General features: G+C 72.3%; 23 protein-coding genes. 16 read left to right on the top strand and 7 right to left on the bottom strand.

Annotated features, from left to right (window positions below; all coding sequences use genetic code 11):
• Window positions 1-49: 49 nt before the first annotated feature.
• Together RIU97_RS08220 and RIU97_RS08215 are read right to left on the bottom strand one after the other, a co-directional pair.
• Complete coding sequence (locus RIU97_RS08220) at window positions 50-685, bottom strand: response regulator transcription factor (protein ID WP_361762995.1); 636 nt, start codon at window positions 683-685, stop codon at window positions 50-52.
• A 2-nt stretch (window positions 686-687) separates the two neighbouring features.
• Entirely contained in the window at window positions 688-1,890 is a 1,203-nt protein-coding gene (locus RIU97_RS08215; protein ID WP_404954688.1) for a sensor histidine kinase, read from the bottom strand.
• A 134-nt stretch (window positions 1,891-2,024) separates the two neighbouring features.
• Between RIU97_RS08215 and RIU97_RS08210 the strand changes: the two genes are divergently transcribed.
• Window positions 2,025-3,110: an ABC transporter permease gene (locus tag RIU97_RS08210; protein ID WP_404954686.1), complete on the top strand. Its 1,086-nt coding sequence runs from the start codon at window positions 2,025-2,027 to the stop codon at window positions 3,108-3,110.
• Window positions 3,107-3,826, top strand: a complete 720-nt coding sequence (locus tag RIU97_RS08205; RefSeq protein ID WP_404954684.1) for an ABC transporter ATP-binding protein — start codon at window positions 3,107-3,109, stop codon at window positions 3,824-3,826. The genes RIU97_RS08210 and RIU97_RS08205 overlap by 4 nt, the downstream gene beginning before the upstream one ends.
• Window positions 3,827-3,922: 96 nt before the next feature.
• Here RIU97_RS08205 and RIU97_RS08200 read toward each other — a convergent pair whose 3' ends face one another.
• Window positions 3,923-4,726 (bottom strand): IclR family transcriptional regulator, encoded by an 804-nt coding sequence (locus RIU97_RS08200; RefSeq protein ID WP_404954682.1) that lies wholly within the window; start codon window positions 4,724-4,726, stop codon window positions 3,923-3,925.
• Between the two features lie 336 nt (window positions 4,727-5,062).
• Between RIU97_RS08200 and allB the strand changes: the two genes are divergently transcribed.
• From allB to RIU97_RS08185, 3 genes are all read left to right on the top strand, one after another.
• Window positions 5,063-6,397 carry an allantoinase AllB gene (gene allB, locus RIU97_RS08195; RefSeq protein WP_404962787.1) on the top strand — a complete coding sequence of 445 codons (1,335 nt, stop codon included), beginning with the start codon at window positions 5,063-5,065 and terminating at the stop codon, window positions 6,395-6,397.
• A gap of 2 nt (window positions 6,398-6,399) precedes the next feature.
• Window positions 6,400-7,527 (top strand): allantoicase, encoded by a 1,128-nt coding sequence (alc, locus tag RIU97_RS08190; protein ID WP_404954680.1) that lies wholly within the window; start codon window positions 6,400-6,402, stop codon window positions 7,525-7,527.
• Window positions 7,528-7,714: 187 nt separating this feature from the next.
• Window positions 7,715-8,191, top strand: coding sequence for a pyridoxamine 5'-phosphate oxidase family protein (locus RIU97_RS08185; protein ID WP_404954678.1), 477 nt, complete (start codon window positions 7,715-7,717; stop codon window positions 8,189-8,191).
• Window positions 8,192-8,270: 79 nt separating this feature from the next.
• On the opposite strand, the gene RIU97_RS08180 is transcribed toward RIU97_RS08185, so the two are convergent.
• On the bottom strand, window positions 8,271-9,002 hold the full coding sequence (locus tag RIU97_RS08180) for an SDR family oxidoreductase (protein ID WP_404954676.1): 732 nt from the start codon (window positions 9,000-9,002) through the stop codon (window positions 8,271-8,273).
• A gap of 185 nt (window positions 9,003-9,187) precedes the next feature.
• On the opposite strand from RIU97_RS08180, the gene RIU97_RS08175 reads away from it, so the two are divergent.
• Entirely contained in the window at window positions 9,188-9,802 is a 615-nt protein-coding gene (locus RIU97_RS08175; RefSeq protein ID WP_404954674.1) for a dihydrofolate reductase family protein, read from the top strand.
• Between the two features lie 13 nt (window positions 9,803-9,815).
• On the opposite strand, the gene RIU97_RS08170 is transcribed toward RIU97_RS08175, so the two are convergent.
• The gene (locus tag RIU97_RS08170) at window positions 9,816-10,187 is read right to left on the bottom strand and encodes a hypothetical protein (RefSeq protein WP_404954672.1); all 372 of its coding nucleotides are present in this window, start codon (window positions 10,185-10,187) and stop codon (window positions 9,816-9,818) included.
• 134 nt (window positions 10,188-10,321) lie between these two features.
• Here RIU97_RS08170 and RIU97_RS08165 point away from each other — a divergent pair, with 134 nt between their 5' ends.
• On the top strand, window positions 10,322-11,242 hold the full coding sequence (locus RIU97_RS08165) for a DMT family transporter (RefSeq protein WP_404954670.1): 921 nt from the start codon (window positions 10,322-10,324) through the stop codon (window positions 11,240-11,242).
• A gap of 79 nt (window positions 11,243-11,321) precedes the next feature.
• Here the strand turns inward: RIU97_RS08165 and RIU97_RS08160 are convergent, their stop codons facing one another.
• A complete protein-coding gene (locus RIU97_RS08160; RefSeq protein WP_404954667.1) occupies window positions 11,322-12,335 on the bottom strand; it encodes a Gfo/Idh/MocA family oxidoreductase in 1,014 nt (337 codons plus the stop codon).
• 225 nt (window positions 12,336-12,560) lie between these two features.
• Between RIU97_RS08160 and RIU97_RS08155 the strand changes: the two genes are divergently transcribed.
• The 9 genes from RIU97_RS08155 to RIU97_RS08115 all read left to right on the top strand — a co-directional run bounded on the left by RIU97_RS08155 (window position 12,561) and on the right by RIU97_RS08115 (window position 20,045).
• The gene (locus RIU97_RS08155; RefSeq protein WP_404962786.1) at window positions 12,561-13,541 is read left to right on the top strand and encodes a substrate-binding domain-containing protein; all 981 of its coding nucleotides are present in this window, start codon (window positions 12,561-12,563) and stop codon (window positions 13,539-13,541) included.
• Window positions 13,538-14,572 (top strand): ABC transporter permease, encoded by a 1,035-nt coding sequence (locus RIU97_RS08150; RefSeq protein ID WP_404954665.1) that lies wholly within the window; start codon window positions 13,538-13,540, stop codon window positions 14,570-14,572. Before RIU97_RS08155 ends, RIU97_RS08150 begins: the two co-directional genes overlap by 4 nt.
• Window positions 14,539-15,429 (top strand): ATP-binding cassette domain-containing protein, encoded by an 891-nt coding sequence (locus tag RIU97_RS08145; RefSeq protein WP_404954661.1) that lies wholly within the window; start codon window positions 14,539-14,541, stop codon window positions 15,427-15,429. The genes RIU97_RS08150 and RIU97_RS08145 overlap by 34 nt, the downstream gene beginning before the upstream one ends.
• Window positions 15,426-16,598, top strand: coding sequence for an ROK family glucokinase (locus RIU97_RS08140; protein ID WP_361763034.1), 1,173 nt, complete (start codon window positions 15,426-15,428; stop codon window positions 16,596-16,598). Before RIU97_RS08145 ends, RIU97_RS08140 begins: the two co-directional genes overlap by 4 nt.
• Window positions 16,595-17,188, top strand: a complete 594-nt coding sequence (locus tag RIU97_RS08135; protein ID WP_404954658.1) for a hypothetical protein — start codon at window positions 16,595-16,597, stop codon at window positions 17,186-17,188. The genes RIU97_RS08140 and RIU97_RS08135 overlap by 4 nt, the downstream gene beginning before the upstream one ends.
• A gap of 30 nt (window positions 17,189-17,218) precedes the next feature.
• A complete protein-coding gene (locus RIU97_RS08130; protein WP_404954656.1) occupies window positions 17,219-17,851 on the top strand; it encodes an MBL fold metallo-hydrolase in 633 nt (210 codons plus the stop codon).
• 30 nt (window positions 17,852-17,881) lie between these two features.
• Complete coding sequence (locus tag RIU97_RS08125; protein ID WP_404954653.1) at window positions 17,882-18,667, top strand: exodeoxyribonuclease III; 786 nt, start codon at window positions 17,882-17,884, stop codon at window positions 18,665-18,667.
• Between the two features lie 95 nt (window positions 18,668-18,762).
• On the top strand, window positions 18,763-19,203 hold the full coding sequence (locus RIU97_RS08120; protein ID WP_383571740.1) for a DUF6278 family protein: 441 nt from the start codon (window positions 18,763-18,765) through the stop codon (window positions 19,201-19,203).
• Between the two features lie 98 nt (window positions 19,204-19,301).
• A complete protein-coding gene (locus RIU97_RS08115; protein ID WP_404954651.1) occupies window positions 19,302-20,045 on the top strand; it encodes an amino acid ABC transporter ATP-binding protein in 744 nt (247 codons plus the stop codon).
• A 21-nt stretch (window positions 20,046-20,066) separates the two neighbouring features.
• Here the strand turns inward: RIU97_RS08115 and RIU97_RS08110 are convergent, their stop codons facing one another.
• Window positions 20,067-21,662: a CocE/NonD family hydrolase gene (locus tag RIU97_RS08110; protein ID WP_404954647.1), complete on the bottom strand. Its 1,596-nt coding sequence runs from the start codon at window positions 21,660-21,662 to the stop codon at window positions 20,067-20,069.
• Window positions 21,663-21,672 lie beyond the last annotated feature (10 nt).

The following is a 21,672-nucleotide window of genomic DNA, read 5'->3' as shown; positions in this document are numbered from 1 at the left end:
CCGGTATTCGGGCCACGCCGGAGCGGAGAACCCGTGCGCACGGGCTGTCTCACGGCGTGCGGATCAGCCGGCGGGTGGCGGCCGCCGCGACCGCCGAGGTGCGGGAGTCGACGCCGAGCTTGGCGTAGACGTGCACCAGGTGGGACTTGACCGTGGCCTGGCTGAGGAAGAGCTTCTTCGAGATCTGCTGGTTGGACAGGCCGTCCGCGACCAGCTGCAGCACCTCCAGCTCCCGCTTCGTCAGCGCCTCCGCCGGGGTCCGCATCCGGTCCATCAGCCGCAGCGCCACCGCCGGGGCCAGCGCCGACTGGCCCGCGGCGGCCGTGCGCACCGCCGCCGCCAGTTCCTCGGGCGGGGCGTCCTTGAGCAGGTAGCCCGAGGCTCCCGCCTCCACCGCCGCCAGGATGTCCGCGTCCGTGTCGTACGTCGTCAGGACCAGCACCCGGGGGGAGCCCGGGCGGGCCGTGATCAGGGCCGTCGCCTCGGAGCCGTGCATGCCGGGGCCGGGCCCGAACTGGAGGTCCATCAGCACCACGTCCACCGGCTCGGACGCGGCCAGCTCCACCGCCCGCTCGGCGGTCGCGGCCTCGGCGACCACCGCGAAGTCCGCCTCGGTGTCCAGGACCGCGCGCAGCCCCGCCCGGACCACCGGATGGTCGTCGGCGAGCAGCAGCCGGATCGTCATCGTCAGGCCTCCAGGGGCAGCGGCAGGGTGACGGCCACGGCGGTGCCCTGGCCCGGGTCGGACTCCACGGTGAACAGCCCGCCCAGCGTCTCGGCGCGCGAGCGCATCGCGGGCAGCCCGAAGCCGCCGTCACCGGAGCCCGACGCCGCCGAGGAGGGGTCGAAGCCGTGCCCGTCGTCGACGATGTCCAGCGTGACCGAGGCGTCCATGAAGGTCAGGGTGATCTCGGCGCGCCCGGCCCGCGCGTGCCGCACCACATTGGCCAGCGCCGACTGCGCGACCCGCAGCAGGGCGACCTCGTACGGGGTGGGCAGCACCCGCGGACTGCCGCTCAGCGAGAACCGCACCCGCGGCCCCGGCACGCCCGCGCACAGCCGCTCCAGCGCGGCGGCGAGCGACCCGTGCTCCAGGTCCGGCGGGGTGAGGGCCCGTACGAAGCGGCGCGCCTCGGCGAGGTTCTCCTGGGCGGCCTCCCGGGCCCGGGCGATGTGTTCCAGCGCCGGGGCCTCCTCCGGCAGCGCCCGCTCGGCGGCCCGCAGCAGCAGCTGGATGGAGGACAGGCCCTGGGCGAGGGTGTCGTGGATCTCCCGGGCGAGCCGCTCCCGCTCGGCCAGGATCCCGGCGCCCCGTTCGGCCGCGGCCAGCTCGGCCCGGGTGGTGACGAGCTCCTCGATCAGCTCGCGGCGGCGCTCGCTCTCGCGGTACAGCGCCTGGTAGCCCAGTACGGTCGCCACCGCCACCGCCCCGCCCAGCAGCGGCCCCAGGAAGGCCCCGGGGGTCGCCGTGCTGCTGTGCGCGAGGAACCCGCCGATGGCCGCGCAGGCGGTCACCGCGACGGCCGTGACGCCCCAGCGCAGCCGCAGCAGGTGCAGCTCCAGGAAGTACAGCGGGAAGGCGATCCACAGCCCGTCGGGGGAGACCGCCAGCAGCGCCGCCCAGGCCGCGCCGAGCCCGGCCAGCCACACCGCCCCGGCGCGCGGGGAGCTGTGCACGGCGGGGGCCCGTACGCCGGCCGCGTAGACGGCGGCCAGTACCGCGCAGGCGGCGATCACCCAGCCGGCCCGGGGCGCGGAGTCGGCCACGGCCCGGCCGGCGGCGAGCGCGAGCAGCCCGAAGAGCAGCGCGTGCAGGCACAGCCGCAGCACTTTCGACACGGGGGTGAGGGCGCGGGAAACGGGGAGAAGGGGGGCGGCGGGAGCAGTCATGGCCGGACCAGCGTAAGTCGGGCGCGGCCGGCCCCGGTCAACCGAAAGTTTGATGTACCGGTGCGCCCTTCGATACGAGGATCACGACTGTGGCGCGATGTCTTGTGTCCACGCGGAACACCAAGGTGGGGAACATGTTCGTCGCATGGAGAGATCTACGGTTCGCCAAGGGACGCTTCGCCCTGATGGGCTCGGTCGTCCTGCTGATCACGCTGCTGGTCGGCCTGCTGTCCGGGCTCACCTCAGGCCTGGCCCGGGAGAACATCTCGGCCATCACCGGCCTGCCCGTCTCGCACCTGGCCTTCGCCGCGCCCACCGGGGACCAGAAGGTGTCCTTCACCAACTCCCAGGTCCCCGAGTCCGCCTGGCTGGCCTGGCGGAAACAGCCCGGGGTGACGTCGGCGGAGCCGCTCGGCATCCGCACCACCAACGCCGTCTCGGGTGAGCGCACCGCCGCCGTCTCGGTCTTCGGCGTGGACCCCGCCGGCCGGCTCGGACCGCGGCGGACCGGCCTCACGCAGGGCCAGGTGGTCCTCGCCGAGAAGGCCGCGAAGGAGCTCGGCGGCCTCACCGCCGGCGCCAAGCTCAAGATCGGCCCGCTCGAACTGACCGTGGCCGCCGTCTCCGGAACCGCCGCCTACAGCCACACCCCGGTCGTCTGGATGGACCTCAACGACTGGCAGCGCATCGGCAACCCCGGCACCTCCGTCGACACCCTCGCCACCGTCGTCGCCGTCTCCGGCAGCGGCCTCGACCTCGCCGCCGCGGACGGGGCCGCCGCCACCCGGGCCCAGACCGTCGACGAGGCCCTGGGCGCCATAGGCTCCTACCAGGCCGAGAACGGTTCGCTCCAGCTGATGCGCGGCTTCCTCTTCGTCATCTCCGCCCTGGTGATAGGGGCCTTCTTCACGGTGTGGACGATCCAGCGCAGTGGCGACATCGCCGTCCTGAAGGCACTGGGTGCCTCCACCCCGTACCTGCTGAAGGACGCCCTCGGGCAGGCCGTGGTGATGCTCGCCATCGGCACCGGGCTGGGCACCGCGCTGGCCGCCGGCTTCGGCGCGCTGATCAGCGGCGGGAACGTGCCCTTCGTGCTCGACGCCGCCACGGTCCTCGTCCCCGCCGCGATCATGATCGTGCTCGGCGCGCTGGGCGCGGCCCTGTCCATCCGGCGGATCACCGCCGTCGACCCGCTGACCGCCCTCGGGAGCGCCCGATGACCCTGCTCGTCCATGACGTCACGCTCACCTACCCCGACGGCGAGAGCCGGCTGACCGCCCTCGACGCGGTCCGTCTGGAGGTGCCCGCCGGCACGCTGACCGCCGTGATCGGACCCTCCGGATCCGGCAAGTCCAGCCTGCTCGCGGTCGCCGCCACCCTGGTCACCCCGGACTCCGGCCGGGTCGTCGTGGCCGGCCGGGACACGGCGGGGCTCAGCGCCGCCGAGAAGTCGGCCCTGCGCCGGGAGAAGATCGGCATCGTCTTCCAGCAGCCGAACCTGCTGGCCTCGCTGACCGCCGCCGAACAGCTCCAGGTCATGGCGCACCTCTCCGGCCGGCCCTGCAAGGCCCTGCGCCGCCGCGCGCTGGAGCTGCTGGACGCGGTCGGCCTGGCGGACAAGGCCGACAAGCGGCCGCACCAGCTCTCCGGCGGCCAGCGCCAGCGGATCAACATCGCCCGCGCCCTGATGAACGAGCCCGCCGTGCTGCTGGTCGACGAGCCCACCAGCGCCCTGGACCACGAGCGCGGCGCCGCCGTGCTCGACCTGCTGGTCACCCTGACCCGCGAGCGCTCCACCGCCACGGTGGTGGTCACCCACGACCACGCCCACCTGGAGCGGATGGACCGTACGGCGACGATGGCCGACGGTCGCCTGACGCAGAGCCCGCAGCCCGGCACCGACCCCGGATTCCTGAGGGGCGCACGGGCCTCCTGAGCGGCGTACGAGGGCACGCCCGCCCGCCCGCGAAGGCCCCGGCCGTTCCTCACTCCGAGGGACGGCCGGGGCCTTCGTACGACGGTGTACGGCTGCTCAGGCGGGGTTCTGGTTGGACAGGGCCACCGACAGCTCGGCGGCGACGCCCTGCAGGATCGGCACGAAGGACTCGGCCACGGCCTCGGTGACCCGGCCCGCCGGGCCCGAGATGGAGATCGCGGCGGCGGTCGGCGAGTTCGGTACGGAGACGGCGAGGCAGCGGACTCCTATCTCCTGCTCGTTGTCGTCGACCGCGTAGCCCGTCTTGCGGACCTGCTCCAGCGCGTCGAGGAAGCCCTCGGGCGTGGTGATGGTCTTCTCGGTCGCCGCCGGCATGCCGGTGCGCGCGAGGAGGGCCCGTACCTCGTCGGCGGGGGTGTAGGCCAGGAGCGCCTTGCCCACGCCGGTGGAGTGCGGCAGCACCCGGCGGCCGACCTCGGTGAACATGCGCATGGAGTGCTTGGACGGCACCTGGGCGACATAGACGATCTCGTCCCCGTCGAGCAGGGCCATGTTCGCCGTCTCCCCGGTCTCCTCGACCAGGCGGGCGAGGTAGGGGCGGGCCCAGGTGCCCAGCAGCCGCGACGCGGACTCGCCGAGGCGGATCAGACGCGGGCCGAGGGAGTACCGTCGGTTGGGCTGCTGGCGGACGTAACCGCACGCCACCAGGGTGCGCATCAGGCGGTGGATCGTGGGCAGGGGCAGACCGCTGGCGGCGGAGAGCTCGCTCAGGCCGACCTCACCCCCGGCATCGGCCATACGTTCGAGCAGATCGAAGGCGCGCTCAAGGGACTGGACGCCACCGCTGGCGGCAGGGGTCTTTGAGGAAGCGTCGGTGGTGCTGGCGCTGGACGTCGGCACGGCGCGGTCCTTTCGGTGCTGGCAGGCAAGGGAGCAGCCTACCCGGCGGTCGGCGTCGGTCCCAGTGCTGGGTCGGGGCCGTCGCCGCCGGTCAGAGGCGGTTTGTCCTGGTGGCAAACGTCCTCGGGAAGTTACCTGCCCAGTTCCCGGTGGTGGTAGCTACATTCTGGATAGTGAAATCTTAATTCCATCCTGTGGAAACATCCAATTGCGGTCCTGGTGCGTCGGTGGTCCGTCCGGGCGCTCTTGACTGCTCCGGGATCGCCGGGAAGACTCCGTCAACAGAACGTTGAATTTCGCTCTGTGGAAGTAGATGGGGAGGTTCCGGTGGCCGACGTGGCTGTGGAACTGGTACTGCGCTCGACGCGCGTCATCACCCCCGAGGGGACGCGCGCCGCTTCGGTGGCCGTCGCCGGCGGGAAGATCACGGCCGTGCTGGCGTACGAGGCCGAGGTACCGGCCGGAGCCCGGCTGGAGGACTTCGGCGACGACGTCCTGCTCCCCGGCCTGGTCGACACCCACGTCCACGTGAACGACCCGGGCCGCACCGAGTGGGAGGGCTTCTGGACGGCCACCCGCGCCGCGGCGGCCGGCGGCATCACCACGATCCTCGACATGCCGCTGAACTCCCTGCCGCCGACCACCACGACCGACAACCTGCGCGTCAAGCAGGAGGTCGCCCGCGCCAAGGCGCACGTGGACGTGGGCTTCTGGGGCGGCGCCCTGCCCGACAACGTCAAGGACCTGCGCCCGCTGCACGACGCCGGCGTCTACGGCTTCAAGTGCTTCCTGTCGCCCTCGGGCGTGGACGAGTTCCCCGAGCTCGACCAGGAGCAGCTGGCCACCTCCCTCGCCGAGATCACCGGCTTCGGCGGCCTGCTGATCGTGCACGCCGAGGACCCGCACCACCTCGACGCCGCCCCGGTCGTCCCCGGCCCCAAGTACGCCGACTTCCTCGCCTCCCGTCCGCGCGACGCCGAGAACACCGCGATCGGCAACCTGATCGCCCAGGCGAAGCGGCTGAACGCGCGGGTCCACGTACTGCACCTGTCGTCCTCCGACGCGCTGCCGCTGATCGCCGCCGCCAAGGCCGAGGGCGTCAAGATCACCGTCGAGTCCTGCCCGCACTACCTCACCCTCACGGCCGAGGAAGTGCCCGACGGTGCCAGCGAGTTCAAGTGCTGCCCGCCCATCCGCGAGGCCGCCAACCAGGACCTCCTGTGGGACGCGCTCGCCGACGGCACCATCGACTGCATCGTCTCCGACCACTCGCCCTCCACCGCGGACCTGAAGACCAGCGACTTCTCCACCGCATGGGGCGGCATCTCCTCCCTCCAGCTCGGGCTGCCCGCCATCTGGACCGAGGCGCGCCGCCGCGGCCGGACCCTGGAGGACGTCGTGCGCTGGATGTCCGCGGCCCCTGCCGCACTGGCCGGGCTGGCGCAGAAGGGCGCGATCGAGGCCGGCCGCGACGCCGACTTCGCCGTTCTCGCCCCCGAAGAAACGTTCACTGTGGACCCGGCCGAGCTCCACCACCGCAACCAGGTCACGGCGTACGCGGGCAAGACCCTGCACGGCGTCGTGAAGTCCACCTGGCTGCGCGGTACGCAGATCGCCGACCACGGCACCCCGACCGAGCCCACGGGCCTCCTCCTCGAAAGGCAGAACTGACAGTGGCACAGCGTTCGACCCCTTTGGCTTCCTTCACCGGCAACGCGAACCCGTACGGAGGCGGCGACCCGTACGCGGACTACCGCACCGCGGACTTCCCGTTCACCCAGTACGCGAACCTCGCCGCCCGTGAGCTGGGCGCCGGCGTCATCGCTGCCAACGACGAGTTCTTCGCCCAGCGCGAGAACCTCCTCATCGCCGAGGCCGCGCACTTCGACCCCGAGCACTTCGGCCACAAGGGCAAGATCATGGACGGCTGGGAGACCCGCCGCCGCCGCGGTGTCTCCGCCACCCAGCCCTGGCCGACCGCCGAGGACCACGACTGGGCGCTCGTCCGCCTGGGCGCCCCCGGCGTCATCCGAGGCATCGTCGTCGACACCGCCCACTTCCGCGGCAACATGCCGCAGGCCGTATCCATCGAGGGCACCTCGGTCGACGGCGCGCCGACCCCCGAGGAGCTCCTCGGCGACGAAGTGAAGTGGACCACCCTCGTCCCGCGCACCGCGGTCGGCGGCCACGCGGCCAACGGCTTCGAGGTGAGCACCGAGCAGCGCTTCACGCACCTGCGCGTCAACCAGCACCCGGACGGCGGCATCGCCCGCCTGCGCGTCTACGGCGAGGTCCTGCCCGACCCGAAGTGGCTCGCCGCGCTCGGCTCCTTCGACGTGGTGGCCCTGGAGAACGGCGGCTCCGTCCAGGACGCCTCCAACCGCTTCTACTCCCCGCCGGCCAACACCATCAACCCGGGCCGCTCCCGCAAGATGGACGACGGCTGGGAGACCGCGCGCCGCCGCGACAACGGCAACGACTGGATCCGCTACCAGCTCGTCACCGAGTCCGAGATCCGCGCCGTCGAGATCGACACCGCGTACCTCAAGGGCAACTCGGCCGGCTGGGCCTCCCTCTCCATCAAGACGGGCGAGGAGGGCGAGTGGACGGAGTTCCTGCCGCGCACCCGCCTGCAGCCCGACACCAACCACCGCTTCGTGCTGGACGCCCCGGCGGTCGGCACGCACGTCCGGATCGACATCTTCCCGGACGGCGGATTCTCCCGCCTGCGCCTGTACGGCTCCCTGACGGAGGCCGGCGAGGCCGCGCTGAGCGCCCGCCACCAGGAGCTGGGCGGCTGACGCCACCCCGTTCGACCGCCCCGGGAGCCGACACTCCCGGGGTCACGCCCGGCCCGAGGGGGCGCACCGCGACGCGGTGCGCCCCCTCGGCATACGCCCTGCCGTACGAACTCCCTTACGGCTGGGGCACAGTGGGGCCCGGCGGCTCCGCCCGGGGGCCGGCCGGTACGGACAGGAGCAGGCCCGTATGACGGAGCAGACCATCCAGACCATCCCCGCGCAGCCGCGCACGCACGAGGAGCGCCTCAAGGACACCCTGGCCCGCTTCGAGAACGACGTGGACGTGTGGGTCGCCACCGCCGACGCGGACGGCGTCCCCTGCATGGTCCCGCTCTCCTTCCTCCGGGACGGCGAGACCTTCCTCGTCTCGACCCAGCGCACCAACCCCACCGCCCGCAACCTGATCGCGAACGGCCGCGCCCGCCTGGCCTTCGGCGTCACCCGGGACGTGGTCCTGGTGGAGGGCACCGCGAAGACGGTGGACGCGGCCGACCTCGCGCCGGCCGTACGGGAGGCGTTCGCGGCCCACACGGGCTTCGACCCGAGCGCCTTCGCCACGCCCTACCCGTACTTCCGGATCACGCCGGTGTGGATCCAGGCGTGGCGCGAGGTCAACGAGATGGCGGGCCGTCAGCTGATGACGGACGGCCGCTGGCTCCCCTGACCGGGCACCGCGCCCGCGGCCGGGCCGCGCGCCCGCCGGGCGGGCCGCGTGCCTGCCGGCCGAGCCGCGCGCCCGTCGGCTAGGCGGCGTGGCCGCCGTCGACGGCGAACTCCGCCCCGGTGACGTACGCCGCCCCGGGCCCGGCCAGGAAGGCCACCATGGCGGCCACCTCTCCCGCCGCCGCGAAGCGCCCCAGGGCGGTCATCTCGGCCTGGGGCCCCGCGTAGGGCCCGTCCGCCGGGTTCATGTCGGTGTCCACCGGCCCCGGGTGAACGACGTTCGCGTTGATCCCGCGCCCGCCCAGCTCCCGGGCGAGGGCCTTCGTCAGCCCGGTCAGCGCCGACTTGCTCATCGCGTAGAGCGTTCCGCCGGGGCCGGGGACCCGCTGGGTGATGCAGCTGCCGATGGTGATGATCCGCCCGCCCTGCCCCAGTTCGGCGGCCGCGGCCTGGGTGGTGGTGAACACCCCGCGGACGTTGACCGCGAGCACCCGATCCACATCGGCCGCGGTCAGCCCCTCCAGCGGCCCGAGCACGCCCACGCCCGCGTTGTTGACCAGCACGTCGAGCCGCCCGAACTCCCGCACGGTCCGCCCCACCGCGTCGGCGCCGGCCCCCGGATCCCCGGCGTCGGCCCGCACCGCGAGCGCCCGCCGCCCGAGCGCCTCGACCTTCCCGACCACCTCGGCCGCGGCCTCCTCGCTGCTCGCATAGGTGAACACGACATCCGCGCCCTCCTCGGCCAGCCGCAACACCGTCGCGGCCCCGATCCCCCTGCTGCCACCGGTCACCAGTGCCACCTTGCCGTCCATGACGTTCCTCCCTCGATCGTCCACCAGTTGGTTGCGAGTTCAATCAAATCCCCGGGGGGGCCGATGGCGCTGGCAGGAATCCGACCTCGCGTTTCCTGCGGGGTCGTGCGTGGCGTCGCGATGAGATTTCGGGGGTCCGGGAGTCTGCACTCGTGTAGGGACGACCGAGCTAGGAGCGCAGAGCCATGGGAAAGCTGACCCTGACCACCTTCGTGACCCTCGACGGCGTGATGCAGGCACCCGGGGCGCCGGAGGAGGATCGCAGCGGCGGGTTCGAGTACGGCGGGTGGCTGGCGCAGTTCGCCGACGAGGGGATGCTGGAGTTCGTCAAGGAGGTCTTCGGGCGGACCGGGGCGTTCCTGCTCGGGCGGCGGACGTACGAGATCTTCGCCGGGTACTGGCCGCACCACGACGATCCGGCCGACCCCATCGCGGGCAACCTGAACCGGCTGCCGAAGTACGTGGCCTCCACCACGCTCAAGGAGCCGGCCTGGGGCCCGGCCACCGTGCTCGACGGGGAGCACCTGCAGAGCGAGATCGTCCGGGTCAAGGACGTGCTGGAGGGGGAGCTGCAGGTGCACGGCAGCGGGCAGCTCGCGCAGTGGCTGCTGGCCCGGGACCTCGTGGACGAGCTGAACCTGCTGGTCTTCCCCGTGTTCCTGGGCGCGGGCCGGAAGCTGTTCTCGACCGGTGGGCTGCCGACCGCCTTCGAGGTGACGGACTCCCGCACCACGCCGGCCGGAACGGCCATCCACACCTACCGGCCGACCGGGCGGGCCACCTTCGGCACGGTCGGCTGAGCGCGGCCTACGCCTAGCGCGGGTCCAGGGCGAGCTGGACCACGCGGCCCTCGCGCAGGACCAGCAGGTCCGGGGCCTCGTGCTCGTAGTGGCGGATGCGGCCGACCGGGCCCGGCGGGCGGATGTGGGGGGCCACCTGCAGCAGGAAGTCCTCCAGGTCCGGGAGCTGTTCCGCGTGGATCTCCTGGCGGGCCGTCAGCGCCCAGCCGCCGTGTTCGGTCCGGGCCAATTCCCCGACGAGCACGCCCCGGACGCGCCACGCGGGGCCCCGGGCGCCAAGGAGACCGGTGTCCGGTGCCAGTTGGCGCCGGACTTCCGCGAGTACGGTGTCCGGCGTGCTGTCGAGCAGGTCGAACGCCAGGTCCAGGGCGTAGAGATCAGCCATGCACCCGATGCTACGGGTCCCGTGCGGGCGGTCCGGAAACGGGTCGCCCGGCATGATCGGCTCCGGTAGCGTGCCCCCTGCACCTGTGCGAGCCGCCGAAGTCTCCACCTCTTCCGTGACGTTGGAGACCTCCGATGACCGTGATCTCGCCGGCCCTCGAAGCCGCCCCCCGCCGGGCCCGGCTCGCCGACCTGCCGGTCCTGGCCGTCGCCGTCGTCTGGGGCGGCAGCTACCTCGCAGCCAAGGGCATCACCACCTCGCACACCGTCATCGCCGTGCTCGTGCTGCGGTTCGCCCTGGTCCTGCCCGTCCTGGCCGTCGCCGGGTGGTCGCGGCTGCGCGCCCTCAGCGCCGTACAGCTGCGCTCCGCCGGGCTGCTGGGACTCGTACTCGGCGGGATCTTCCTCCTGGAGACCTACGGGGTCGTCCACACCTCCGCCACCAACGCCGGGCTGATCATCAGCCTGACCATGATCTTCACCCCGCTGGCCGAGGCCGCGGTGAGGCGGCAGGCGCCCTCCGCCGGATTCCTCGGGGCCGCGGCCGTCTCCGTGGCCGGTGTCGTGCTGCTCACCCAGGGAGCCGGATTCACCGCGCCCGGGCTCGGTGACCTGCTCATCCTCGGCGCCGCCCTCGCCCGGACCCTGCACGTCCTGCTCATGGCCCGGATCGAGGCCGTCCAGGACGCCGACGCGCTGTCCCTGACCACCGTGCAGCTCGGCGGGGCCGTGCTCGTCTTCGCGCTGCTCGCCGCCGTGCCCGGCACCGGGGCGAGCCCCTGGGCCGCCGCCGCCGATTTCGGGGCCGCGGAGTGGGCGGGGCTGGCCTTCCTCTCCGTCTTCTGCACCCTCTTCGCCTTCTTCGTGCAGATGTGGGCCGTGCGCCGCACCTCGCCCTCCCGGGTCAGCCTGCTGCTCGGCACCGAACCCCTGTGGGCGGCCGTCGCCGGCATCGCCATCGGCGGCGAGCACCTCGGCCCCTTCGGCTACGCGGGCGCCGCCCTGGTGCTCGCCGGCACCGCGTGGGGCCGCCGCGCCATCGCCCCGGCCGCCTAGCGGGCGTCCGAGCACGTGTCCGGAAAACGACGCAGCCACGGGTGAGCGCCCGCCATAGGGTGGCCCAATGCCCGTGCGCTTACAGAACCGGCAGGTCCGGGAGTTCCTCCAGGCGGACCCGGCGCCGCTCCCGGCGCGAGAGTTCGCAGGCCTCCGCGATCCGGAACGCCGCCAGTGCCTCCCGGCCGTCGCACGCGTTGGGCCCGTCGCCCCGCACCAGGTGGACGAAGGCCGCCAGCTCGGCCTCGTACGCCGGGGCGAAACGTTCCAGGAAGCCGGTCCACGGCTTGCTCGCCGGGGGCGGGCCGTGCGGCTCGGTGGAGGCGATCGGAGTCCGGTCGTCCAGCCCCACCGAGACCTGGTCCAGCTCCCCGGCCAGCTCCATCCGCACGTCGTACCCGGCGCCGTTGCACCGCGTGCCGGTGGCCGTGACCAGGGTTCCGTCGTCCAGCGTCAGCACGGCCGCCGCCGTGTCGATGTCGCCCGCCTCCCGGAACAGGGCAGGTCCCGCGTCCGACCCGGCCGCGTAGACCTCGACCACCTCGTGCCCGGTCACCCAGCGGACCATGTCGAAGTCGTGCACCAGGCAGTCCCGGTAGAGCCCGCCGGAGGCCGCCAGGTACGCGGCCGCCGGCGGCGCCGGATCGGCCGTCATCGTCCGGACGGTGTGCAGCCGCCCGAGGGTGCCCGAACGGACCAGCTCGCGGGCCGTGCCGTAGCCCGCGTCGAAGCGGCGCATGAAGCCCACCTGGAGCAGCCCGCCCGCGGCCGTGACCTCCCGCAGTGCCGCCAGGGTCCGGTTCAGGTCCGGGGCCAGCGGCTTCTCGCAGAACACCGGCAGCCCGCCGCGCACCGCCCGTACGACAAGGTCCGCGTGCGCCTCGGTCGCGGACGCGACCACCACGGCGTCGACCCCCCAGGTGAAGACCTGCTCCACCGAGGGCGCGGCGGTGGCCCCGAGCCGGTCGGCGAGGCGCGCCGCCCGCGCGGGATCGGCGTCCGCGAGCAGGAGCGAGCCGGCTTCCGGGTGGCGGGCCAGTGCCGCGGCGTGGAAGGACCCGATCCGGCCCGTTCCGATAAGCCCGATGCGCATGCACTCAACCTGACCCTGTCGGCGGAACCTGTCAATCCGCCCGCGCATGTCAACCTGCCCGTGCGTGCCCCGATGACCCTGCATGGTCGACTGTGGCGGATACTGAGCGGCTGGACCGGAATGGAGCCGGAATGACCGGATTGGTGAACGGCTCGACGACGGACCGAATCGATGACGAGGGAAGGGCGCGGCGACGTGGCTAGGGTTGGGACAGGGGTGCGCGTCGTGGGCGCGGTGCTCGCGGCGGTACTGGGGGCCTCGCTCGCGGGCTGCAGCAGTACGGGTGGCAAGCGCGCCGAGGAGCGGGCGAAGGCCGCCGAGGCGGGCCGGCCCGCAGTCTCCACCCCGCGCTGGACCTTCGCGATGGTCACGCACGCGGGTGACGGCGACACCTTCTGGGACATCGTCCAGAAGGGCGCCAAGGAGGCCGCGGCGAAGGACAACATCAACTTCGTCTACGCCCACGACGACCAGGCTCAGCAGCAGGCGCAGTTCGTGCAGAACGCCATCGACCAGAAGGTCGACGGGATCGTCGTCAGCCTCGCCAAGCCGGAGGCCCTCAAGGACGTCATCGCCAAGGCCGTGAAGGCCGGCATCCCGGTGATCACGGTCAATTCCGGCTCCGCCCAGTCCGCCGAGTACGGCGCGCTGACCCACATCGGCCAGGACGAGGAGATCGCCGGCGAGGCGGTCGGCACCGAGCTGGGCCAGCGCGGCCGCAAGAAGGCCGTCTGCGTCCTGCACGAGCAGGGCAACGTGGGCCACGAGCAGCGCTGCGCCGGGGCCAAGAAGACCTTCAGCGGCACGATGGAGAACCTGTACGTCGAGGGCACCAACATGCCCTCCGTCCAGGCGTCCATCCAGGCGAAGCTCCAGGCCGACCCGTCCGTCGACGCGATCGTCACCCTCGGCGCCCCCTTCGCCCCGACCGCGATCAAGGCGAAGGAGGCTGCGGCCAGCAAGGCCGAGGTCGACACCTTCGACCTCAACGCGTCCGTGGCCCGCGACCTCAAGTCCGGCGCCCTCGGCTTCGCCGTCGACCAGCAGCCCTACCTCCAGGGCTACGAGGCCATCGACCTGCTCTGGCTGTACCGCTACAACGCGAACGTGCTCGGCGGCGGCCGCCCGGTGCTCACCGGACCGCAGATCGTCACCGCCGCCGAGGCGTCCAAGCTGGAGGAGTTCATCAAGCGGGGCAGCCGATGAGCACGCACACCGCCGTCGACGAACGGCTCGCGCCGACCTCCACCGTGCGCAAGCTGCTCGCCCGCCCGGAACTGGGCTCGGTGGTCGGCGCCGCCGCCGTCTTCGTCTTCTTCTCCATCGCCGCGCCCAGCTTCCTGCAGGCCTCCAGCCTCAGCACGGTCCTGTACTCGGCCTCCACCATCGGGATCATGGCCGCTCCGGTGGCCCTGCTGATGATCGGCGGCGAGTTCGACCTCTCCGCCGGTGTCATGGTCACGACGTCCGCGCTGGTGAGCTCGATGTTCAGCTACCAGATGACGGCCAACGTCTGGGTCGGCGTCGCGGTGTCCCTGCTGGTCACGCTGGCCATCGGCTTCTTCAACGGCTTCATGCTGACCCGTACCAGGCTGCCCAGCTTCATCATCACGCTCGGCACCTTCCTGATGCTGACCGGCCTGAACCTCGGCTTCACCAAGCTGATCAGCGGTTCGGTCTCCACCAAGACGATCGCCGACATGGAGGGCTTCTCCTCCGCGCGGGCCCTGTTCGCCTCGCAGTGGAACATCGGCTCGGTCACCCTCAAGGTCACCATCCTGTGGTGGCTCGCCATCGTCGCCGTGGCCACCTGGATCCTGCTGCGCACCCGCGCCGGGAACTGGATCTTCGCCGTGGGCGGCGGCGCCGACGCGGCCCGCGCCACCGGCGTGCCCGTCGTGAAGACCCGTATCGGCCTCTACATGGGGGTCGCCCTGTGCGCCTGGATCTCCGGGCAGCACATCCTCTTCTCGTTCGACGTGGTCCAGTCGGGCGAGGGCGTAGGCAACGAGTTCCTCTACATCATCGCGGCCGTCATCGGCGGCTGCCTGATGACCGGCGGCTACGGTTCCGCCATCGGCTCGGCGGTCGGCGCCTTCATCTTCGGCATGACCAGCAACGGCATCGTCTACGCCCAGTGGAACCCGGACTGGTTCAAGTTCTTCCTCGGCGCGATGCTCCTGCTCGCCACGCTGCTCAACGCATGGGTCCGCAAGCGGGCGGAGGCACGGGCATGACCACGGCACTCGTGAAGCTGACCGGCGTCAGCAAGTACTACGGCAACATCCGCGCCCTCCAGGGGGTCTCCCTGGAGGTCTCGGCGGGCGAGATCACCTGCGTCCTCGGCGACAACGGTGCCGGCAAGTCCACCCTCATCAAGATCATCGCAGGGCTGCACCGGCACGACGCCGGCACCTTCGAGATCGAGGGCGAGGAGACCGTGCTCGCCAACCCGCGCGCGGCCCTGGACCTCGGCATCGCCACCGTCTACCAGGACCTGGCCGTCGTCCCGCTCATGCCCGTCTGGCGCAACTTCTTCCTCGGCTCCGAGCCCACCAGGGGCCGCGGCCCCCTCCGCCGCCTCGACGTGGACCTCATGCGCGAGACCACCCGCGCCGAGCTGCTGCGCATGGGCATCGACCTGCGCGACGTGGACCAGCCCATCGGCACCCTGTCCGGCGGTGAGCGCCAGTGCGTGGCCATCGCCCGCGCCGTGTACTTCGGCGCCAAGGTCCTCGTGCTCGACGAGCCCACCGCGGCCCTCGGCGTGAAGCAGTCCGGCGTGGTCCTCAAGTACGTCGCCGCCGCCCGCGACGCGGGCCTCGGCGTGGTCCTCATCACCCACAACCCGCACCACGCGTACCTGGTGGGGGACCGTTTCGTGCTCCTCAAGCGCGGCACCATGGCGGGCAGTCACACCCGCGACTCGATCACGCTCGACGAGCTCACCCGGCAGATGGCGGGCGGCTCCGAGCTGGACGAACTGAGCCACGAACTGGAGCGAGTGGCAGAATCAGGGGCAGACGCCCCACCCGGCGCAGCCGACCCGGCTCCCCGCCCCACCCCACCGAAGAGGGACGACACGACTCGATGAGCACGTACCGGGACTTCACGCTCTCCCACCGGGGGTCGGCGCGAGGCACCGTCCTGCGGACCATCGGCACCCGTGAGCGCCGGTCGCACCTGACCGCCCCGCGCGTCCCGACCGTCGGCATCGACATCGGCGGCACCAAGGTGATGGCGGGCGTCGTCGACGCCGACGGGATCATCCTGGAGAAGATCCGCGCGGAGACCCCCGACAAGTCCAAGAGCGCCAAGGTCGTCGAGGACACCATCGTCGAGCTGGTGCTGGACCTCTCCGACCGGCACGACGTGCACGCGGTCGGCATCGGGGCCGCCGGCTGGGTGGACGCCGACCGCTCCCGGGTCCTGTTCGCACCCCACCTGGCCTGGCGCGACGAGCCGCTGCGCGACGCGCTCCAGTCCCGGCTCGCCGTCCCCGTCATGGTCGACAACGACGCCAACACCGCCGCCTGGGCCGAGTGGCGCTTCGGCGCCGGACGCGGCGAGGACCACCTCGTCATGATCACGCTCGGCACCGGCATCGGCGGGGCCATCCTCGAAGGCGGCCAGGTCAAGCGCGGCCGCTACGGGGTCGCCGGCGAATTCGGCCACATGCAGGTCGTCCCCGGCGGCCACCGCTGCCCCTGCGGCAACCGCGGCTGCTGGGAGCAGTACAGCTCCGGCAACGCCCTGGTCCGCGAGGCCCGCGAGCTGGCCGCCGCCGACTCCCCGGTCGCGTACAACATCATCGCCAGGGTCGGCGGCAACGTCCACGAGATCACCGGGCCGCTCATCACCGAGCTGGCCCGCGAGGGCGACGCCATGTGCGTCGAGCTCCTCCAGGACATCGGCCAGTGGCTCGGCGTCGGCATCGCCAACCTCGCCGCCGCCCTCGACCCCTCCTGCTTCGTCATCGGCGGCGGCGTCAGCGCCGCCGACGACCTGCTGATCGGCCCCGCCCGGGACGCCTTCCGCCGCCACCTCACCGGCCGCGGCTACCGGCCGGAGGCCCGCATCGCCAAGGCCCAGCTCGGCCCCGAGGCCGGCATGGTCGGCGCCGCCGACCTCGCCCGGCTCGTCGCCCGGCGCTTCCGCCGCGCCACCCGCCGCCGGGTCGAGCGCTACGAACGGTACGAGCGCTACGCGCAGCAGCTGGGCCGGCGCGACCCCGCCGGACCCGAGGACCAGGAAAAACAGTGACCCCGCCCTCCCTGCCCCACCAGGCCTCCGCCCCCGACGCGGACGCCACGCCGCCGCCGACCGCCGAGGACCGCCGGCACGTCGTCAAGCGCCGCTGGATCACCGCGATCATCATCCTGCTGCTGGTCGGCGTACCCGCGGGCTACCTCGCCATCTCCACCCAGCAGAGCCGCGAGAGCGGCCGCGACAAGGCCGCCAGGGTCGGCGCGTCCGAGGTGCGCCCCGGCTGGCCCTCCAAGGTGCAGCGGAGCATCTACGAGATCCCGATCCCGCCGAAGGCCTGGCGGGTCGGGTTCCTGGAGACCAACAACTGGCGCACCAGCCGGCTGTTCACCCAGTTCGCGGTGACCCCGGAGGACCTGGACGCCTTCCTCGCCGCCGTCGGCACCAGCCGGGCCGGGCTGAAGCAGGGCGAGGTATCGATCTCCCCGCACGACTCCGAGGTCGCCGGCTGGAGCTGGAGCCCGGAGGCCACCTGGTACGGGACCACCGTGGAACAGCCGGACCCGCGCCCCAGCCGGGACATCACGGTGGACCTCACCGACCCCGGGAAGCCCAAGGTCTACGTGGTCTCCACGACCACCCCCTGACCGGGCCCCCTCCACCGCTAGCCTGGGATCATGAAGCTCACCAAGCGGCTGCACTCCTGCGTCCAGTTGGAGAAGGACGGGCGCACGCTCGTCATCGACCCGGGCGCCTTCAGCGAACCGGACGCGGGCCTGGGCGCGGACGCCCTGCTGGTCACGCACGAACACCCCGACCACTTCGAGGAGGGCCGGCTGCGGGCCGCCCTCGACGCGAACCCGGCCGCCGGGCTGTGGACCCTGCGCAGCGTCGCGGAGAAGCTGGCCCCCGCCTATCCGGGCCGGGTGCACACCGTCGGCCACGGCGACGCCTTCACCGCCGCGGGGTTCGAGGTCCAGGTGCACGGGGAGCTGCACGCCGAGATCCACCCGGACATCCCGCGGGTCACGAACGTCGGCTACCTCGTGGAGGGTTCCCTCTTCCATCCCGGGGACGCCCTGACCGTGCCCGGGGTGCCGGTGGAGACCCTGATGGTCCCGGTGCACGCTCCCTGGAACAAGGTCGCGGAAGTGATCGACTACCTCCGCGAGGTCAAGCCGCGCCGGGCCCTCGACATCCACGACGCCTACCTCTCCGACATCGCCCGGCCGATCTACGACTTCGCCCTGGACGCCCTGGGCGGCACCGACCACGGCCGACTCACCGCGGGGGACAGCACCGATCTGTGAGTGTCGGTGCCTGGAGGTAGGTTGGAACGCATGCGTATCGCCACCTTCAACGTCAACTCCATCACCGCCAGGCTGCCGCGCCTGCTGGCCTGGCTGGAGAGCTCCGGCACCGATGTCCTGTGCATCCAGGAGACCAAGTGCTCGGCGGAGCAGTTCCCGCACGCCGAGCTGCGCGAGCTGGGCTACGAATCGGCCGTCAACGCCACCGGCCGGTGGAACGGCGTGGCCCTGCTCTCCAAGGTGGGCCTGGACGACGTGGTCCTCGGGCTGCCCGGCGGGCCAGACTACGAAGGCGTCCAGGAGCCCCGCGCGATCTCCGCGACCTGCGGCGGGGTCCGGGTCTGGTCGGTGTACGTGCCCAACGGCCGCGAGGTCGAGCACGACCACTACGGCTACAAGCTGGAGTGGTTCCGCACCCTGGCCACGGCCGTCGCGCAGGACGCGGCCGGCCCGCGCCCCTTTGCGGTGCTCGGCGACTTCAACGTGGCCCCGACCGACGAGGACGTCTACGACCCGGCCGTCTTCGCGGGCCTCACCCACGTCACCCCCGCCGAGCGGGCCGCCCTGGAGGCACTGCGGGCCGCCGGGCTCTCCGACGTGCTGCCGCGCCCCCTCAAGTACGACCGCCCGTACACGTACTGGGACTACCGGCAGCTCGCCTTCCCCAAGAACCGCGGCATGCGCATCGACCTCGTGTACGGGAACGAGCCCTTCACCAAGGCCGTCACCGACGCCTACGTCGACCGCGAGGAGCGCAAGGGCAAGGGCGCGTCCGACCACGCGCCGGTCGTCGTGGACCTGGACCTCGACCGGTAGGCCCTGCCGGAAGCCCCTCGCCGGCCGTCATCCGGGCCGGCCGATCCAGGCGCGCCCTGTGGCCAGCGGCGGATCCTGGTGCGACGCTGGGCGGTATGAACATCCCTTTCCTGGACAACTGGCTGAACCGGCGTGAAACGGAACAGGGTGCGGGACTCGCCGCCGCCCTCGCGGACGATCCCGAGGGCGTCGCCGAGCTGTTCTCGGAGTGCGAGATGCTGCGCGTCCAGGCACGGGCGGCCGGCCTCGAACTCGACGGGAGCCAGGGCTCCTTGGAGGCCCTGGACCAGCTGATGCCCCGCTGGCGGCGGGACCCCGAGGCGGTGCCCTGGCTCGGCAACGACGCGGGCTTCTACCTCGGGACCGTGATCGTCCGGACCATCCCGGGGGCCGGCTGGCAGGTGTGGCCCAACGGTCAGCCGGTGATCCGGCTGGCCTCGGGCCGCGAGCTGAACGTGATCGAGTCGGGGGTGTCCTGGGCGATGACCGGATCCCCCGAACTCAGCCAGGCGTACGCCGAGGCCTCCGAGGGCTGATGCCCCGGCGCCCCGGCGTGTCGGAGCGAAGTGCCCTTCCGCGGCTGGATAGTTTGCGCTGACCTCGACACACCGACACCGAGTGGGCAGGGCAGCGCATGACCGTCGATCCGTTGATCGAGCTGCGGGACGTCAACAAGCACTTCGGACAGCTGCACGTCCTGCGGGACATCAACCTCACCGTCGGCCGCGGCGAGGTGGTGGTGGTCATCGGCCCCTCCGGCTCCGGGAAGTCCACCCTGTGCCGGGCGATCAACCGGCTGGAGACCGTCGAGTCGGGCACGATCCTGCTGGACGGGGAGCCGCTGCCCGCCGAGGGCAAGGAGCTGGCCCGGCTGCGCGCCGAGGTCGGGATGGTCTTCCAGTCCTTCAACCTCTTCGCGCACAAGACCGTCCTCGCCAACGTCTCGCTCGCGCAGGTCAAGGTCCGCGGGCGCAAGAAGGGCGAGGCGGACCAGCGCTCCCGGCAGCTCCTGGACCGCGTCGGCCTCGCCGACCAGGCGGAGAAGTTCCCCGCCCAGCTCTCCGGCGGCCAGCAGCAGCGCGTGGCCATCGCCCGGGCCCTGGCCATGGACCCCAAGGCCCTGCTGTTCGACGAGCCCACCTCCGCGCTCGACCCGGAGATGATCAACGAGGTGCTGGAGGTCATGCAGCAGCTCGCGCGGGAGGGCATGACCATGGTCGTGGTCACCCACGAGATGGGCTTCGCCCGCTCCGCCGCGAACCGGGTGGTCTTCATGGCCGACGGGCGGATCGTCGAGGACCGCACCCCGGAGCAGTTCTTCACCGCTCCGGAGAGCGACCGGGCCAAGGACTTCCTCTCCAAGATCCTCAAGCACTGAGGGACGGGCGGCAGCCGTCGATCACTGCTCGCGCAGCGGTACCGAGACGTACGACGGATCGGAGGGCGGCGAGGAGAAGGTCAGCTGCGCCCCGGCGGGGTTGTGCTCGATGTAGAGCGGGTCGACGGTGTCGATGACGAGGGCGAGCCGGTGGCCCGCGGGCACGTCGTAGGCGGTGGAGAAGAGCTCCAGGTCCACCCCGAACGCCCGGCCCGGCGTACGGTCGCGGAAGGTGTACGGGGCGTTGCTGACGAGCTTGCCGATGCCGAGCGGGCCGACGTCGTAGAGGTACGCGACGAAGGTGCCGTCGGCCCTGGTGGGCGTGACGGTGGTGTGCAGGCCGACGGTGCCGCGGACCCGGCGCGCGGTGTCGTAGCGCTCCGACTGCCAGACGGCGGCGAAGGCGCGGGGGAGCAGCGGTATCGAGGCCGTCGGGGGCGCCTTGACGAACTGGTCGAGGATGCTGGAGAGCAGGATGATGCCGCCGTTGGCGCCGGAGTCGACATTGGCGAAGAGGTGCTCGCTGTCGGAGAGCGCGAGTCTCTGGGTGCCGCCCGAGCCGACCGACTTCCAGTCGGCGTAGCCCTCGTAGCCGTCGTTGCTGCGGGACTTGATCTGCACCGGGGCCTCGGTGTCGATGCCGTTGCGCTCGCCCTTGAGGTAGCGGTCGAACCAGCGGTGGGCGTTGGTCCAGGTGTCGTTGGGCAGGCCGAGCAGGCCGGTGCCCTCGGCGGTGGCGTGGTCCCCGGGCCGGAACTCCAGGCGCTTGGGGCCGGTCAGCCGCTCGTAGAACTTCGCGTACTGGTTGGGCGGGAAGATCGTGTCGCCCCAGGCGTTGCCGAGCATGATCGCGGCGCCGTTGGCGTTGATCCGGTCCACCTGCTCGGAAGCCGATCGCTTCCTGCCCCACTCGATCATCTGCTGCTCCCGGTCCAGCCGGGAGCCGAAGAAGTCGCCCAGGAGCGACTGGAGTTCGGGTCCGGGGCGGCCGGTGAGGTAGCCGGCGGCGCCGAGCATCGCGGCGGCCTGGCGGTGCTGGGTGCGGCCGGAGTAGATGGACTCGGTGAGGTCGGCCCAGCCGCTCATCGCGACCACGGCCTTGATGCGCGGGTCGTGGGCGGAGGCCAGCAGGGTGATGCCGGCGGCGTACGAGACCCCGCCGAGGCCGATGCGGTCCGCGTCGGCGGGGGAGTTGGCGAGGGCCCAGTCGATGACGGCGCTGACGTCGGCGATGTCCGGCGGGCCGGCCACCTCGATCTGCCCGCCGGAGAGCCAGAAGCCGCGGGAGGTGTAACTGACCACGACGTAGCCGGCGTCGGCGAGCTTCCTGGCCTGGGCGATGTATTCGATCTGCGGCAGGCCCCAGCTGGTGGGCAGCACGATCAGCGGGTACTTCCGGCCGCTCACGGCCCCGGCCGGGGTGAAGACGTTGCCCTTGAGGGTGATGCCGCCGGAGCCGGGGATGTCGTGGAAACGCAGTTCCGGCGAGGCCGCCGGGGCGTCGGCGGCGACTGCCGCGGCGGGGGCGGGAGCCGCCTGGGCCTGGTGGGGGGCCAGGCCCAGGGCGGCTGCCGCCAGCAGGGCTGCCACGGCTGCGGCGGTGGTGGCGCGTTCCATCAATCGCTCC

This window comes from Streptomyces sp. 147326, from assembly GCF_045000215.1.
In the GTDB taxonomy this organism is placed as follows: domain Bacteria; phylum Actinomycetota; class Actinomycetes; order Streptomycetales; family Streptomycetaceae; genus Streptomyces.
This window is presented reverse-complemented; position numbering and strand designations above follow the sequence as displayed.

What these genes read in the sequence shown, in the direction of transcription:
- RIU97_RS08220 (WP_361762995.1), bottom strand. Translation starts at nt 685, where the DNA reads ATGACGATCCGGCTGCTGCTCGCCGACGACCATCCGGTGGTCCGGGCG.
- RIU97_RS08215 (WP_404954688.1), bottom strand. Translation starts at nt 1,890, where the DNA reads ATGACTGCTCCCGCCGCCCCCCTTCTCCCCGTTTCCCGCGCCCTCACC.
- RIU97_RS08210 (WP_404954686.1), top strand. Translation starts at nt 2,025, where the DNA reads ATGTTCGTCGCATGGAGAGATCTACGGTTCGCCAAGGGACGCTTCGCC.
- RIU97_RS08205 (WP_404954684.1), top strand. Translation starts at nt 3,107, where the DNA reads ATGACCCTGCTCGTCCATGACGTCACGCTCACCTACCCCGACGGCGAG.
- RIU97_RS08185 (WP_404954678.1), top strand. Translation starts at nt 7,715, where the DNA reads ATGACGGAGCAGACCATCCAGACCATCCCCGCGCAGCCGCGCACGCAC.
- RIU97_RS08180 (WP_404954676.1), bottom strand. Translation starts at nt 9,002, where the DNA reads ATGGACGGCAAGGTGGCACTGGTGACCGGTGGCAGCAGGGGGATCGGG.
- RIU97_RS08175 (WP_404954674.1), top strand. Translation starts at nt 9,188, where the DNA reads ATGGGAAAGCTGACCCTGACCACCTTCGTGACCCTCGACGGCGTGATG.
- RIU97_RS08170 (WP_404954672.1), bottom strand. Translation starts at nt 10,187, where the DNA reads ATGGCTGATCTCTACGCCCTGGACCTGGCGTTCGACCTGCTCGACAGC.
- RIU97_RS08165 (WP_404954670.1), top strand. Translation starts at nt 10,322, where the DNA reads ATGACCGTGATCTCGCCGGCCCTCGAAGCCGCCCCCCGCCGGGCCCGG.
- RIU97_RS08160 (WP_404954667.1), bottom strand. Translation starts at nt 12,335, where the DNA reads ATGCGCATCGGGCTTATCGGAACGGGCCGGATCGGGTCCTTCCACGCC.
- RIU97_RS08150 (WP_404954665.1), top strand. Translation starts at nt 13,538, where the DNA reads ATGAGCACGCACACCGCCGTCGACGAACGGCTCGCGCCGACCTCCACC.
- RIU97_RS08145 (WP_404954661.1), top strand. Translation starts at nt 14,539, where the DNA reads ATGGGTCCGCAAGCGGGCGGAGGCACGGGCATGACCACGGCACTCGTG.
- RIU97_RS08140 (WP_361763034.1), top strand. Translation starts at nt 15,426, where the DNA reads ATGAGCACGTACCGGGACTTCACGCTCTCCCACCGGGGGTCGGCGCGA.
- RIU97_RS08130 (WP_404954656.1), top strand. Translation starts at nt 17,219, where the DNA reads ATGAAGCTCACCAAGCGGCTGCACTCCTGCGTCCAGTTGGAGAAGGAC.
- RIU97_RS08125 (WP_404954653.1), top strand. Translation starts at nt 17,882, where the DNA reads ATGCGTATCGCCACCTTCAACGTCAACTCCATCACCGCCAGGCTGCCG.
- RIU97_RS08120 (WP_383571740.1), top strand. Translation starts at nt 18,763, where the DNA reads ATGAACATCCCTTTCCTGGACAACTGGCTGAACCGGCGTGAAACGGAA.
- RIU97_RS08115 (WP_404954651.1), top strand. Translation starts at nt 19,302, where the DNA reads ATGACCGTCGATCCGTTGATCGAGCTGCGGGACGTCAACAAGCACTTC.
- RIU97_RS08110 (WP_404954647.1), bottom strand. Translation starts at nt 21,662, where the DNA reads ATGGAACGCGCCACCACCGCCGCAGCCGTGGCAGCCCTGCTGGCGGCA.